The sequence below is a fragment of the Mycobacterium sp. P2_H7 genome (assembly GCF_056403275.1).
Genome location: NZ_JBFUFU010000007.1, coordinates 227,585 through 240,400 on the forward strand (window position 1 = coordinate 227,585; position 12,816 = coordinate 240,400).

Sequence of the window (12,816 nt, forward strand, 5' to 3'; positions counted from 1 at the left end):
CGACTGGGATGTGCATAGCATTCCTATGCAATTTGGCCTCCCTGACGGGTGGCCGCGGTCGGTGCACAATTCCAAGTTGGTTTCGTGTCGCATCCTTTGCAGCGGGCTGATCGCAGTCGGGACGGACATGCTTGCATGCGGGTTGATCGTTGTTTCTCAAAACAATCGGATTGGTGGAACCTCTTATCTTGCGAGCAATCTCATGCAATCCGCCAGCGGCTCTCGACGGTCGGATCTGCAGCACGATCAGGTGACAGTTTCGGTCACGCGCCCCGACTGGCCGGTGTGGTCATGATTGCTTCGAATTCGATCGGGGTCAACCGCCCGAGGCCGGACTGCCGGCGGCGCCGGTGGTAGGTCCGTTCGATCCATGTGACGATCGCGATCCACAGTTCTTCCCGGGTGTCCCAGCGACGGCGATCCAGAACGTGCTTCTGCAACCGACTGAAGAAGCTCTCCATCGGCCGCATCGTCGCCGGCCGCACCGACGCGGCCCATCGATCCGACCATCTAGTAGCGGCCCGGCGCGAGCACGAATCTCCTTGACCTGAACTGAGATCCGCGATCGGAGTGCGATGGGTTGTCGGCCCCCTGGGCGAAAGTGCACGTTTTTGATACTGGCACTCACGGCGGGAGAGTGCTAAAACAGAGTTGCACAGTGATTGAAGCCCGCCGCCGGGGCGGGCCGCGACTGAATGAGGAGGTGGATTACTGTGCTGCGTTTCGATCCTTTCAGTGACCTTGATGCCGTGACCCGGGGCTTGCTGACCGGCCAATCCGGATCATCTCGCACTCCGCGGTTCATGCCGATGGACCTGTGCAAGATCGCCGACCACTACGTGCTGACTGCCGACCTTCCGGGCATCGATCCTGGTTCGGTGGACGTCGACGTGGACGGCGGCACGTTGACCATCTCTGCACACCGCACAGCGCGTACCGAGGAGTCGGTGCAATGGCTGACCAATGAGAGGTTTTTCGGCAGCTACCGGCGCCAACTTTCCTTGGGTGAAGGCGTTGACACCGCGGCCATCTCGGCGACCTACGAGAACGGTGTGCTGACCGTGACGATTCCGTTGGCCGAACGCGCCAAGCCGCGCAAGATCGACATCGCGCACGGCGCAACGCAGAAATCGATCCAGCCGACCACCGTCGACGCGTAGTGACGAACCGCCGGGGGCGGCGCCACTGACCCGCCCCCGGCGGATCACTGCGGGTCTGTCGGACGGACGACCGTCTTCCCAGCTTGCCGATCCGCTGAGATGCCTTGCAGCACAGCATGTCCTCCTAGGCGCGGTGATCCGCCCGGGGTGACGCCGACGATGCGAGTCATTCGCGTCGAACGCGGTTGGGCATGTGGGGTATTCACGAGCGTGGGCCCCGCCTTTGGCGGCGGGCAAGCCGTCCAGCGACATCACCGATCCAGTGAGCGACGGCGTGGGAAGCGCACTTGACGACAGTCGCGGCGCACAGGATTGAATGGGACGAACGGTGCGAGTCGCGGGGTCATAGAAGCGAGGGTGCGCTGAACGCAGTCCGCGGCGCTAGCCAACGGTCAGCGGCGCCGTATCAGTGGTCGCAGGGGAGAAGGGTGGGCTTGCCAGCCGAGTCGAGGGAGGCTAGGTGACTGAGACATTGGGCAGCAACGACAGTGTACTGAGTGGTGCGGACCGCTCAGTGACAGTGGAAGTCGCAGCGGCGGTGGAGAACCTCGCGATCCTGCGCACCTCGACGACATCGCAAAGCGACGAGCAGCCCGTCACCGGGGGGAGCTTCAGCTGGCACGTCCTGAGCGCACTGACCGACGACGTGCGAACGTTCGCCGGCGGCTCGGACTCAAATTCTGTTCATGTAGTGGGTATTTCGCTGACTGCGCGTGTCGAAGGCCATCCGCACGTGCACGGTGCAAACCTGGGTATTCGTGCAGACGTTTACGAGGCGATCGGTGGGTGGAGTCCGTTGCGAACCGGTGAGGATGCCGAACGTGTCGCACGGGCCGAAAGCTCGAAGACAGTTCGCATCTTGCGTACCGGGCAAGTCCCCGTATGGACCAGCAGCCGGCCGGTGGGGCGGGCGCCCGCAGGCTTCGCCGACTACCTTTCGGCGCTGCCCGGTTCTGGCGGCGTCACCGAGGCTGAAGGTGCGTGAGTGGCAGCACGATGAAACATCAGCCGCTTGACGCAGTCGGGGAATCAGCCCGGGAACATCGAACCGACAACGGTGGCGGCGACGGCACGCAGCTCGCCGCGGGAGGCTCCGTCGCGGGCCCGGGTGGACAGCCCGTTGATCACGATGATGAGCAGTTCGGCCAGCGTGCTCGGATCTGCGGCTGCCGGTAGGTCGCCGTCGGCTTTCGCCCGGGCCAGTCGGGCGGCGATGACATCGCGGCCGCCGTCGCGCCGGTCGACCAGCAGCGGGTCGGTGTTCACCAGGCAGCCTTTGGGCTGACCCCTCTTGGTGCAGTCCACGATCGCGGCGTCGAGGAGACGCGCCGCGAAAGCATGGGCGGTCGGTTCGTCAAGTGCCAACGTCAGTGGGGTTCCGGGTCGCTGAGCGTAGCGCTCGACGGCTTCGGTGTAGAGATCCCGCTTGCTGCCGAAGGCGGCGTACAGGCTGGGCGAGCCGATGCCCATCGCTTTCGTCAACTGGGCGATGGAGGTCTGGTCGTATCCGCCACACTCCCAGAAGGCAATCATCGCCGACTCCAGGGCGCTCTCGCGGTCGAATTCGCGCGGGCGCGCCATCACACCGGCTCGGCCAGGTCCATCTCGGGCGGACTGTCGCCGACCAGCCGCTGGGAGATGAAGCTGTGCCCGGTCAGCGGTCCGCCGAAGGACAACAACCGCCCGCCCGCATCGTTTCGGCCGAGGTCGATGGGCTCGAACCCGAATTGTGCTGCCAAGTCGGCCACTTCGGCGTTGGCGGCGGCGTCGTTGCCCGACAGGAAGGCGATGCGACGGCCGCCGTGGCCGTCGTCGGGATCACGGGCCAGCACTTTGGCCCACGTATTGCCGAACGCTTTGACGACACGGGCATTGCCGGCCCACTCCGCGATGAGGTCGGTCGACGTGCGCCCACCCAGGTCTGCCGGCGAAAAATCGCTGTAGTCAATGGCATTGGTGGCGTCGATGATGATGCGTGCTTGCCAGTCCGGTATCTGTTGGACGAGCGTCTGCACTGCCTCGAACGGTACGGCGAGAAGGACGACGTCGGCCTGGAGTGCGGCGGTGACCTCCGTCGGCACGATCTGAGGACCGATCCGCTCGGCCAGGCCTGCCACCGCGGCGGGGCCTTTGGAGGTGGCGACCGCGACTTCGACGCCGATTCTGGCGAATTGTTGCGCCAGGGCGGAACCGATGGCACCTGAGCCGATGATGGCGTACTTCACGACAATCTCCATTCTGTGGTGATCGCTATATAACCATGCGCGGCGAGACTCGCCAACCGTGACCCCACTGGAATTCTCCGACTCCGTTGTGATCGACCGAGGGCGCGAGGAGATCTACGCGCTGGTGTCCGACGTGACCCGCATGGGGCAGGAGCCCGCAGTGCCGCGCGTGCTGGTGGGACGATCCCGCCGCGGGTCCGGTGATCGGATCTCTTGTGACTTACTCTGCCTGACAGGGTGTTTCGTCGATCCCGCCGCACGCGGCTGTTGTCCTGTTTCGTCCTATTGACGCCGGGGTAACCGTCGCAGATGACGGAATCGGCCTCACCCTCACGCAGCCCTCGGTGTCGCGACGCGCGGCACCGATGAAGTTGGCACGATTCACGTCGGCGCGGAGGATGGCGCGCCGTGATCGGCCACGTGCCGACATCGACGGGCACATCCGTGAAAGCGCGTTGCGCCCGGTCCGGTTCGGTCCGCCACGTCGTATCCGGTCCGACCTGTCCGTAACGGTCGGGCGATGGGACGGGTGGGCCGTCTACACTTTCGAGCCGGCGGCCGCGGACCCACGGACGACGGTGCTCTACCTGCACGGTGGTGCATGGGTGCACCAGATCGCGAAACCCCACTGGCGTCTCGTCGAGCGGATGGCCGCGCAAGCCCGGGTTCGGGTCGTGGTCCCGCTGTATCCCTTGGTTCCGTTCGGCACCGCCGCCGACGTGGTTCCGAAGGTCACCGACCTCGCCATGGAATCTTCGGCCGACGGCCTCGTCGGTGACTCCGCCGGTGGTCAGATCGCCCTGTCGACGGCGCTGGCGCTGCGCGACGACGGCTGGATCGCCTCCACTGTCCTCATCTCACCGGCACTCGACATCGCCCTGGGCAATCCCGCGATCGCTTCGGTCGATGACCCCTGGATCGACCGCGACAGTCTGCGCGAGTACGGCAGGTGGTGGCAGGGTGAGCTTGCCGACGACGATCCTCGCGTCAGCCCGCTACACGCCGACCTCGCCGGACTCGGGCCCATGACGGTGTTCAGCGGCACCCGCGACATTCTCAACGCGGACGCCCGTGTGCTCGTGGACAAAGCCAACCGGAGCGGGGTCACGGTCGACTACCACGAGGGGCACCGTCTCGCCCACGACTACCCACTGTTTCCCACGTCCGCAGGCCGGCGAGCGCAGGAGCTGATCGTGGAGAAACTGCGACGGATGGATCGGCACACCGCGCGCTGATTCTCCTTCGCGGGTCCGGCGTCACGCTCGCCGCCATCAAGGTGGCCGCACAACTGTCTCACTAGGCTCCACCGCCGGCCCGGTGACATCGCAGCGCGGGCAGTCTTCGATGCGGAACCCGTCCGAGCGCGTTGCGGGGGCCGTCCGCGGGCGGATCCCCAAGATCGCGAGCAACGAACTCGCCAGCAACAGACCGGCGGCGATCATGATGGCCGTGCGAAAGCCCGCGTCGAACGTGCCCGGATCGACATGCTCGGCGTGCGCGATGCCGGCCAGGCCGGGCACCACTGCCACGGCGATCAGCCCGCCCGCCCGGGCCACCGCGTTGTTCACTCCCGACGCCGCGCCGGCCAGGTCATCAGGGGCCGCCCCGAGCACCGCTGATGTCAGCGGCGCGACGATCAGTGTCATGCCCATGCCGAAGGTGATGGCCGCCGGGAACACATGGGCCAACCAGGACGCATCGGCTCCGACGCGCTGCATCAACAGCACCCCGATGGCGGCAATCGCAGCTCCGACCGCAAGGGGGAGTCGCGGTCCCAGGCGGCCGGCGAGCGCACCCGCCTTGGCCGAGAACAACAACATGACAGCGGTGAAAGGAAGAAGTGCGCTGCCGGCCGCGACGGGACTGAACCCGGCCACCGTCTGTAGTTGCAGTACGAGCAACAGGAACACCACGCCGAGCGCACCGTAAACGAGCAGCGTGATCAGATTCGCGATCCGAAAGATGTTGTCGGTGAACAGCGCCGGGGGAACCAGGGGCGCGGATGAGCGGCGCTCGACGGCGATCAGCCCGACAAACGCCGCAATGCCTGCGGCGACGGCGATCAAGGCCCCGGGCGACATGCCGTTGTTGCTGAGATCGGTCAGGCCGAATGTCGTGGCGGCGAGCCCGATCACGGCCAACGAAGTACCCGTCACGTCCAGCCCTGGGGGCGCGTACTGATTACGGCTTTCGGGCACCTTCAGCACGGTCACCACCGCGACGAGGACTGCGATGGGCACATTGATGAGAAACACTGCGCGCCAGGTCTGCTCGGCGAGGAATCCGCCGAGGAGTGGGCCCAGCGCGGCAGCCAGTCCACCCAGCCCCGACCACGCGCCGATCGCGGCACCTCGGTCCTCGCGCCGAAATGAGCTGGAGATCAGGGCCAGGCTGCCGGGGGTCAGCAACGCGCCCCCGACACCTTGGAGGGCCCGTGCCGCGATCAGCGTTTCCATGTTGGGCGCCAGACCGCAGCCCACCGACGCCAGCGCGAACCAGGCAACCCCGATGAGAAAGACGCGCCGTCGGCCGAACTTGTCGCCGAGCGAGCCACCCAACAGGATCAGCGACGCCAGCGTCAGGGCGTAGCCGTTGATCACCCATTGCAGAGCCGCGAATCCGCCCCCCAACTCGCGGCTGATGTGCGGAAGCGCAACGTTGACCACGGTGCCGTCGATCATCGCCATCCCTGACCCGAGCACCGTCGCGGTCAGCACCCAACGACCTGTACTGCTGGCTATTCGCAGACCTTCGGGTTCGGCCGTCACCCTTCTTCAGCCGACCGTTCCCGGTCCCTGGCGATCGAGCCGGCGACGGTGCGCACCGGGGTGTTGGTCTCCTGCGAGAGCCGGGTGATCAGGTTGAACGCATCGACGGCGTCGATGTTGAAGCGTTCCATCACGATGCCCTTGGCTTGGCCGATGAGATCCCGGCTGGCCAAAGCGGTTTCGAATTGGTGCAACCGATCGGCCGCAATGAGGGCGACGGCGGCATGGGTGGCGAGCATCGCGGCGACCGCCTGGCCTTCGCGGTCCATCGGCACCGTGCCGCGCCCCATCAAGTTCAATGCCCCGCCGCTGTTCCGGTTCCGATACAACGGAAACGACATCATCCGCCGGACACCGGCTTCGACCGCCGCCGCGGCAAAGGAGGGCCAGCGCGAATCGGAGGCGAGGTCCGGGCAGTGCACCACCGTATCGGTCATCGCGGCGTGCAGGCACGGCCCCTCGCCGAGGCGCAGTTGCTCGGCGTCCAGGTCGATCACCAGCGGCGCGGTCGGGGCTCTGGAAACGAATTCCTCGCCGCGTACCAGCATCACGTCGGCATAGTCGACGCCGTCGATGAATTCCACTGCCGCGGCCGTCACCGCGGCCAAGGTGTCTTCGATGGCCGGCGCCGAATCCAGATGCTGGCGCGTCAGTTCGTTCATCGCGGAGCGCAGCGAGTCATCACGGGTGGGGCCAGTCATCAGACATTCCTTCCTGGATTTCGGTGAGAGTTGTTCTTGCGCAACTGCGTCACTTCGTCCTGCAGTCGGGTGTTGCTGTCCTGCAGCGCCAGGATCATGGCCACGCCGGCCAGGTTGACCCCGTCGCCGACGAGGGAGGTGATGCGCCGGAGTCTGCTCAGATCGTCGTCGCTATAGCGCCGCGTCCCGCCGCCGGTGCGAGCGGGTGTCAGCAGGCCGCGCTGGTCGTAGAGACGCAGCGTCTGGGGATCCAACCCGGACAATTCCGAAGCCACCGACATGCCGTACACGCCCCGGGCGCTGTTCGTGTTCGCGCTGTGATTGTCGCTCACGGCATTCTTATTACCCACTCCTGGCAGAAATAATCTGTGCTCGCCGCCACAGATCCCCACCGCTGGGTAGAAAGGGAAGGTGCAGACACTGCGGACGACGACACAGGTCGGAGTTGTCTTCCGGCCACAGATCCCACCGGAGCGGCTGGCTGCCGCCGCCCGCGCGGCCGATGACGCGGGCCTCGACGAGCTGTGGCTGTGGGAGGACTGCTTTCTGGCCGGGGGAGTGTCCGCCGCCGCGATCGCGTTGTCGCACAGCACCGAACTGACCGTCGGCGTCGGGGTGCTACCCGTACCGATGCGCAATGTGGCGCTGACCGCGATGGAGATCGCGACCTTGGCGCGGGCCTTCCCGGGCCGCGTACGGATCGGTGTCGGCCACGGCGTGCAGGACTGGATGGCGCAGATCGGTCAGCGGGTGGATTCCCCGATGACGCTGCTGCGCGAATATCTGACGTGCCTCACCGCGCTGCTGCGCGGCGAAAGGGTGACCTTCGTCGGACGCTACGTCAGCCTTGACGGCGTCGCACTGGACTGGCCGCCCCCGGCGGGCACCGAGGTGCTGGCCGCGGCGACCGGCCCGAAGACCTTGCGGCTGAGCGGCGAACTGGCGGCGGGCACCGTGCTGGCCGGCGGCACCACACCCGATGACCTGCGCGCGGCGGTCGCCCATATCCGCGCGGGCGGCGACCTCCGGCCCGAGCCGGCCGCCCACTCCGTCGTCGCCTATGTGCTGTGCGCGACGGGTCCGACGGCACAAGCGGACCTGCGGGCCGAGATCGAGCATTGGGAACTCGATCCCGCCGACGATGTCGGCGTGGCCGGTGATGCCGGCGAGGTGGCCGCGGGTGTGCGGCGCTGGGCCGAGGCGGGTGCGGACACCGTGGTGCTGCAACCGGCCGCCGGAGCGGACATCGAAGCCTTCGTCCGGTTTGTGGGCGCCGAGGTTCGGCCGATGCTCGCGGTCTGACAGCTGCGTGTGCGAAAGTACCGACCCTATGGACATGTCGGTACGACGGGCAGCGGTGGCGGTCGCCACGATGTTGCTGGCTACCGGTTGCTCGGTGGAGCCGGACCACCAGGCGTCGATCATGGACGTGCTCGCCAACCCAAGTTCGAGCAGCACCACGCCCACCCCTGCGGTCGCGGCCCCCGTCGCGGAGCCGCTGGGCACCGGCGAATCCGCACGGGGAATGACCGTGACGGCGCGGGCGGAGAACGTGGCCCTGACCCATCTGTCGCAGAGCGATGAGCTGGAACTCGGCATCGAGGTGTCGTTCACCGGAGTCACCGCGGCCATCGACGCCACCGGTTTCAACGCCGGTCTGCGGCTGAGCACCAGCACCGGCGAGGAGCTTCGGACCGTCCCGGCGACGGTGCTGACGATGCCGCCGCTGCCGGCTCCGGTGAGCGCCGATGCGGACGGCTGGGTGTATTTCCACCTCAAGCCCGGCGCGCAGCCCACCGAGTTGCGGTTGATCGCCCCCGCGGCGGCCAGTTACTACGGGCCGTCCGGTCAACCGCTGGCCATCTGGACCATGCCGGCCACCTTGCCGAGTCCGGCGCCGGCGCCGGTGGTCACCCCACCGGCACCTGCTCCCGACGACCCGGGCAGTGCACCCAGGTCCGGACCCCACCCTCGCCACGACTCCCCGTTCTGCCGCATCACCCGTCTGTGCTGACCGCGTTGCGTTGATCACGCCGACGTTTGGCGATTGTCGTGGCGGGAAACACCGGCACGGTGACGGTGGTGTTCGCGTTGTTGGCTGCCTTCAGCGCCGCCGTGGGCATGGTGGTTCGCCAACGCGCCATTCAGGACCAGTCCGATCACCGGTCGGCTGACGACGACACCGTGGTCACCTCCTGGGTGAAGGAACCGCTGTGGTGGGCGGGAACACTTGCGGCGTTCGCGGGTTACGCCCTTCAGGCCGTGGCACTTTCGTACGGCTCGCTGCTGGTGGTGCAACCGCTGATCGTGTCGTCGTTGCTGTTCGTGCTGCCACTGGGTGCCCGGTTCTCGCGACAGCACGTCCGGCCGTCCGACTGGTGGTGGTCGGTGGTGTTGACGGCGAGTCTGACCGTCTTTGTTCTTGCCGGACGCCCCGAGGAAGGTGCCTACGAGCCGTCGATCTGGCCGTGGGTCCTCTCGTTGACGGCTTCGGCGGTGCTGGTGACCGGCTGCATCGCGGCCGCCACGCGCCTCCGCGGCAGGATGCGGGCCATGCTGCTGGCGGTGTCGGTGGCGGTGCTCCTCGGCTTGATCGCCGTGCTCACCAAGGTCTGTACGCAGCGCTTCGCCGACGGCGGCTGGCATGCCGTGCTGACCGCGCCCGCTCCCTACCTTCTGGTCGCCCTCGCGGTGGCGGTCACCGTGTTGCAGCAGTCGGCCTTCAATGCCGGTGCGCTGCAGGCGTCGGTGCCGACGATGCTCGTGGGCGAACCGTTGGTCGCCGTCGGCATCGGGTTCCTGGTGCTCGACGAGCGGTTGACGGCGCACGGTGCCGCCGCAGCGATCCTGCTGGCGTCGGTGGTCACGATGGCCATCGCCACCATTGCGCTGGGGCGTGGATCCGGTGCCCGCCACGAGCAACTCTTGCACAACGAACCTGCCGAGGAGGTCGGCGTCAGGTAGCCGACTTCCTGGTGATCCGGTCGATGACGGCCAGGAGTTCGTCGTCGCCGGTGGCCGGGTCCGGGGTTCCGGCGAGGGCGCGAGAGAGTGCGTTGTAGTACAGCCCGTCGCCGATCAGCTTGATGGCGCGGGCCATGGCGAGGTCGCCCAGTGTGTCGTGCAGGATGTCGAGCCACGTGTCGGACACCACCTCCATCACGGCGCGGGCCCGTGGATTGCCCGCCTGCTGCAGCCGGGACACCGCGACGAGTACCCGGTCGAGGGCGGTGCCCTCGTAGCGGGACGTGCGAACGTAGTAGCGAGCCGGACCCTCTGCCGCACTGCGCATTTCGTCGACATCCTCGGCGGCCAGGGCGGTCAGTCGTTCACAGAGGGCGTCGCTGAGTTGTTCTTTGGCCGGAAAGTGGTAGAGCAGACCACCTTTGGACACGCCCGCCTTGGCCGCGACGGCGTCGAGGGTGGCGTAGCGCTCACCTTCGCGGGCCAGTAACTCCTCATACGCGTCGAGGATGCGGTCGCGTGCCGAGGTCATCGGCAGAGTTTACGATAATCGGTTTTCGAACTGTACCGTCTGGACGGTACAGTCGGCCTGGTGAAGGTGTATGTCGGACTGCTCCGAACCCCGGCGCTTCTCGGCGTCGTCGTCTCGCAGACGTTCGCGCGTTTGCCGATGGGCATGCTGTCGCTCGCGATCCTGCTGCATGTTCAATCCAGGACGGGGTCCTACGCGCTCGCGGGTGCGGTGGTGGCAGGGATGAGTGTCGCCGAGGCGATCGCCATGCCGCTGACCGCGCGGCTCGCCGGGAAGACGAGCAGGACGGCAATCCTGATGCTGGCGGCGGTGGTGAACGGTCTGTCGCTGGGTTCCCTGGCGGTGGCCGGATCGTCGCCGGCGGCACTGCTGGCGCTGGGCATCCTGATCGGCGTCTCGGTGCCGCCGCTGGCACCCGTTGTGCGGTCGTTGTACCCCTACCTGGTGTCCGGCCCGAAACTACGCGCACTGTTTGCGCTCGACACCACCGCGCAGGAGGTGTGCTGGGTTGTCGGCCCGCTCGCGGTCACGACCCTGGCCGCCTTGTTGTCGACCGCCCTGCCCTTGGTGGCGGCGGCCGTCGTCACGGTGGTGGGGACCGGATGGTTCCTGTTCAGCGCCCGCCGAGTGCCGTCGGCGCCCAGCCACGGTGGCGTCCGTTTCGGAGCCATCCTGGGAAACCGGGCCGTCGCCCTGGCCATCGCCACCAGCCTGCCGCTGGTCGCGTCGTTCACTGCACTCGAAGTGGGTGTCGTCGCGCGCTACGGCGTGGGCAGCTACCTGACCGGAACCGCGATCGCGGTGGCGAGCCTCGGCTCACTGGTGGGCGGTATCACGCTGGGGCACCGCAACATCGGACTGCGCGGCCTGGCCGCGGCGTTGGCGCTGGTCGCCGCCGGGACCGCGCTGTTCGGTGCCATCGACAACCATGCGGTGGCGCTCGCCGTGCTGTTCGCCTCGGGTCTGGGATTCGCCCCCGCCCTGTCTGCGCTCTACCTGATGGTGTCCCGCGCGGTCGACGAGCACGCGGCGACGGAGGCGTTCGGATGGCTCAACAGCGGTGCGCTCGTCGGCGGAGCAGTCGGCACGGCCACCGCGGGCCTGGCCACCGATGCGCACGGATTCGCGGGGGCCGTCGTCGTGTCGGTGGCCCTGGCGACCCTGGCCGCGCTCAGTCCCGTCCTCGCCCGGGTCCGTGGCCCCCTGGTGGGGTTGGGGGACGAGCCCGCCGACCTGGTCGGTGCGACGCCGTCGCGATGAATGCTTGCCAGCGGGCCGGTGAACCTACAGGATCAGCCGATGAGCACCACACCGATCGAGGCAGTAGTCGGGCTCCGTGACCTGGTCGCCGGCGAGGCCGCCGCTTCGGAACAACTGCGCACCCTGAGCGCGCCGGTGGTCGACGCAATGTGGGACAGCGGGCTGATGACGGCGTTCAATCCCGTCGAGGCTGGGGGCGTCGAACCCTCCTTTGCCGACATGATCGAGACCTGGCTGGAAATGGCTTGGCAGGACGGCTCATTCGGCTGGGTCGGCATCGCCAATCTGCCCTCGTCGTTCGCCGCGGCAACCTACCTGCCAGCCGACGGTTTCGCGGAGGTCTTCACCGACCACGACAACCGGGTGACCATGGGCGGACAGTTCGCCCCCAACGGACAAGGCGTCGTCGTCGACGGCGGGTACCGGCTGACCGGCTCGTGGAACTTCGGATCCGGCACCGGGCACGCCCCCTACATCGCCGCCGGATTCATCCCGATGCAGGATGGCGAGATCCGCTGGATCAGTGACGGTGTACCCGAGTTGCTGGTCGCGGTGCTGCCCCGAGACGAGGTGACGTTCACCGACGGCTGGCACGTGCAGGGGCTCAAGGGAACGGGCTCCTACGACTACAACGTCGCCGACCTGTTCGTGCCGGAGCGGCGCACCTTCGCGTTGTTCAGCCGGGACCCGTTGCGCGGCAACAGTGCTGCCGGCCGGATGGGCATGATGCCCGTCACTGCGGCCGGGCATGCGGCGTGGGCACTCGGCGTGGCGAAGGGCATGCTCGACGATGTCCAGACTCTGGCCGCCACCAAATTCCGGATGTCGGACATGGCCTCCCTGGCCAGCCGAGAGACCTTTCAGAAGGCGCTGGCCCACCATGTGGCGGCGTGGCGGGCCGCCCGGCTGCTGATCCTGGACACCTTCACCTCGGTCGAGTCCGGGGTGGACGCCGGTGCCGACCTGACCCCGACGATGCGCGCCGATATGCGGGTGGCAGCGGTGTACGCCACCACGGTCGCCAAAGAGGCTGCGGAATGGGCGCATCTGGCCGCGGGAACCACCGCGATCCGTGAGGGCAGCAGGCTGGAGCGCGGGTTCCGCGACATCTACACCGGGACGCAACACGCGTTCATCAGTGAAAAAGTAGCCATCGACGCCGCCCAGGTATGGCTGGGTGTCATCGACGATCACTTCGGGCTGTAG

At 67.3% G+C, this 12,816-nt stretch carries 14 protein-coding genes and 1 pseudogene; 8 read left to right on the forward strand and 7 right to left on the reverse strand.

Features of this window, described 5'->3' with window-relative positions; translation table 11 throughout:
- Positions 1-263: 263 nt before the first annotated feature.
- Positions 264-573 (reverse strand): annotated as a pseudogene (locus tag AC1DY7_RS11180) (integrase core domain-containing protein); the annotation flags it as partial.
- A 140-nt stretch (positions 574-713) separates the two neighbouring features.
- Between AC1DY7_RS11180 and AC1DY7_RS11185 the strand changes: the two are divergent.
- Together AC1DY7_RS11185 and AC1DY7_RS11190 are read left to right on the forward strand one after the other, a co-directional pair.
- The gene (locus tag AC1DY7_RS11185) at positions 714-1,160 is read left to right on the forward strand and encodes an Hsp20/alpha crystallin family protein (protein WP_477493738.1); all 447 of its coding nucleotides are present in this window, start codon (positions 714-716) and stop codon (positions 1,158-1,160) included.
- Between the two features lie 460 nt (positions 1,161-1,620).
- Positions 1,621-2,145: a hypothetical protein gene (locus tag AC1DY7_RS11190; protein ID WP_477493739.1), complete on the forward strand. Its 525-nt coding sequence runs from the start codon at positions 1,621-1,623 to the stop codon at positions 2,143-2,145.
- A 44-nt stretch (positions 2,146-2,189) separates the two neighbouring features.
- Here AC1DY7_RS11190 and AC1DY7_RS11195 read toward each other — a convergent pair whose 3' ends face one another.
- Both AC1DY7_RS11195 and AC1DY7_RS11200 read right to left on the reverse strand, forming a co-directional pair.
- Positions 2,190-2,741, reverse strand: a complete 552-nt coding sequence (locus tag AC1DY7_RS11195; RefSeq protein ID WP_477493740.1) for a TetR/AcrR family transcriptional regulator — start codon at positions 2,739-2,741, stop codon at positions 2,190-2,192.
- Positions 2,741-3,385, reverse strand: a complete 645-nt coding sequence (locus AC1DY7_RS11200) for an NADPH-dependent F420 reductase (RefSeq protein WP_477493741.1) — start codon at positions 3,383-3,385, stop codon at positions 2,741-2,743. Before AC1DY7_RS11200 ends, AC1DY7_RS11195 begins: the two co-directional genes overlap by 1 nt.
- Positions 3,386-3,729: 344 nt before the next feature.
- Between AC1DY7_RS11200 and AC1DY7_RS11205 the strand changes: the two genes are divergently transcribed.
- Positions 3,730-4,620 carry an alpha/beta hydrolase fold domain-containing protein gene (locus AC1DY7_RS11205; RefSeq protein WP_477493742.1) on the forward strand — a complete coding sequence of 297 codons (891 nt, stop codon included), beginning with the start codon at positions 3,730-3,732 and terminating at the stop codon, positions 4,618-4,620.
- 36 nt (positions 4,621-4,656) lie between these two features.
- On the opposite strand, the gene AC1DY7_RS11210 is transcribed toward AC1DY7_RS11205, so the two are convergent.
- The 3 genes from AC1DY7_RS11210 to AC1DY7_RS11220 are packed head-to-tail and all read right to left on the reverse strand — an operon-like array spanning position 4,657 to position 7,135.
- Entirely contained in the window at positions 4,657-6,102 is a 1,446-nt protein-coding gene (locus AC1DY7_RS11210; protein ID WP_477493743.1) for an MFS transporter, read from the reverse strand.
- A 47-nt stretch (positions 6,103-6,149) separates the two neighbouring features.
- Positions 6,150-6,854 (reverse strand): ANTAR domain-containing protein, encoded by a 705-nt coding sequence (locus tag AC1DY7_RS11215; protein WP_477493744.1) that lies wholly within the window; start codon positions 6,852-6,854, stop codon positions 6,150-6,152.
- Positions 6,854-7,135 carry a MerR family transcriptional regulator gene (locus tag AC1DY7_RS11220; RefSeq protein WP_477493815.1) on the reverse strand — a complete coding sequence of 94 codons (282 nt, stop codon included), beginning with the start codon at positions 7,133-7,135 and terminating at the stop codon, positions 6,854-6,856. Before AC1DY7_RS11220 ends, AC1DY7_RS11215 begins: the two co-directional genes overlap by 1 nt.
- A 130-nt stretch (positions 7,136-7,265) precedes the next feature.
- Between AC1DY7_RS11220 and AC1DY7_RS11225 the strand changes: the two genes are divergently transcribed.
- The 3 genes from AC1DY7_RS11225 to AC1DY7_RS11235 are packed head-to-tail and all read left to right on the forward strand — an operon-like array spanning position 7,266 to position 9,818.
- Positions 7,266-8,156: an LLM class flavin-dependent oxidoreductase gene (locus tag AC1DY7_RS11225; protein WP_477493745.1), complete on the forward strand. Its 891-nt coding sequence runs from the start codon at positions 7,266-7,268 to the stop codon at positions 8,154-8,156.
- Positions 8,157-8,190: 34 nt separating this feature from the next.
- A complete protein-coding gene (locus AC1DY7_RS11230) occupies positions 8,191-8,868 on the forward strand; it encodes a hypothetical protein (RefSeq protein WP_477493746.1) in 678 nt (225 codons plus the stop codon).
- A gap of 38 nt (positions 8,869-8,906) precedes the next feature.
- Positions 8,907-9,818, forward strand: a complete 912-nt coding sequence (locus tag AC1DY7_RS11235; RefSeq protein WP_477493747.1) for a DMT family transporter — start codon at positions 8,907-8,909, stop codon at positions 9,816-9,818.
- Here AC1DY7_RS11235 and AC1DY7_RS11240 read toward each other — a convergent pair.
- Positions 9,811-10,350, reverse strand: coding sequence for a TetR/AcrR family transcriptional regulator (locus AC1DY7_RS11240; RefSeq protein WP_477493748.1), 540 nt, complete (start codon positions 10,348-10,350; stop codon positions 9,811-9,813). The genes AC1DY7_RS11235 and AC1DY7_RS11240 overlap by 8 nt on opposite strands.
- Positions 10,351-10,410: 60 nt before the next feature.
- Here AC1DY7_RS11240 and AC1DY7_RS11245 point away from each other — a divergent pair, with 60 nt between their 5' ends.
- Together AC1DY7_RS11245 and AC1DY7_RS11250 are read left to right on the forward strand one after the other, a co-directional pair.
- Positions 10,411-11,610 (forward strand): MFS transporter, encoded by a 1,200-nt coding sequence (locus tag AC1DY7_RS11245; RefSeq protein ID WP_477493749.1) that lies wholly within the window; start codon positions 10,411-10,413, stop codon positions 11,608-11,610.
- A gap of 39 nt (positions 11,611-11,649) precedes the next feature.
- Positions 11,650-12,816 (forward strand): acyl-CoA dehydrogenase family protein, encoded by a 1,167-nt coding sequence (locus AC1DY7_RS11250; protein WP_477493750.1) that lies wholly within the window; start codon positions 11,650-11,652, stop codon positions 12,814-12,816.

What these genes read in the sequence shown, in the direction of transcription:
- AC1DY7_RS11195 (WP_477493740.1), bottom strand. Translation starts at nt 2,741, where the DNA reads ATGGCGCGCCCGCGCGAATTCGACCGCGAGAGCGCCCTGGAGTCGGCG.
- AC1DY7_RS11215 (WP_477493744.1), bottom strand. Translation starts at nt 6,854, where the DNA reads ATGACTGGCCCCACCCGTGATGACTCGCTGCGCTCCGCGATGAACGAA.
- AC1DY7_RS11250 (WP_477493750.1), top strand. Translation starts at nt 11,650, where the DNA reads ATGAGCACCACACCGATCGAGGCAGTAGTCGGGCTCCGTGACCTGGTC.
- AC1DY7_RS11220 (WP_477493815.1), bottom strand. Translation starts at nt 7,135, where the DNA reads ATGTCGGTGGCTTCGGAATTGTCCGGGTTGGATCCCCAGACGCTGCGT.
- AC1DY7_RS11230 (WP_477493746.1), top strand. Translation starts at nt 8,191, where the DNA reads ATGTCGGTACGACGGGCAGCGGTGGCGGTCGCCACGATGTTGCTGGCT.
- AC1DY7_RS11240 (WP_477493748.1), bottom strand. Translation starts at nt 10,350, where the DNA reads ATGACCTCGGCACGCGACCGCATCCTCGACGCGTATGAGGAGTTACTG.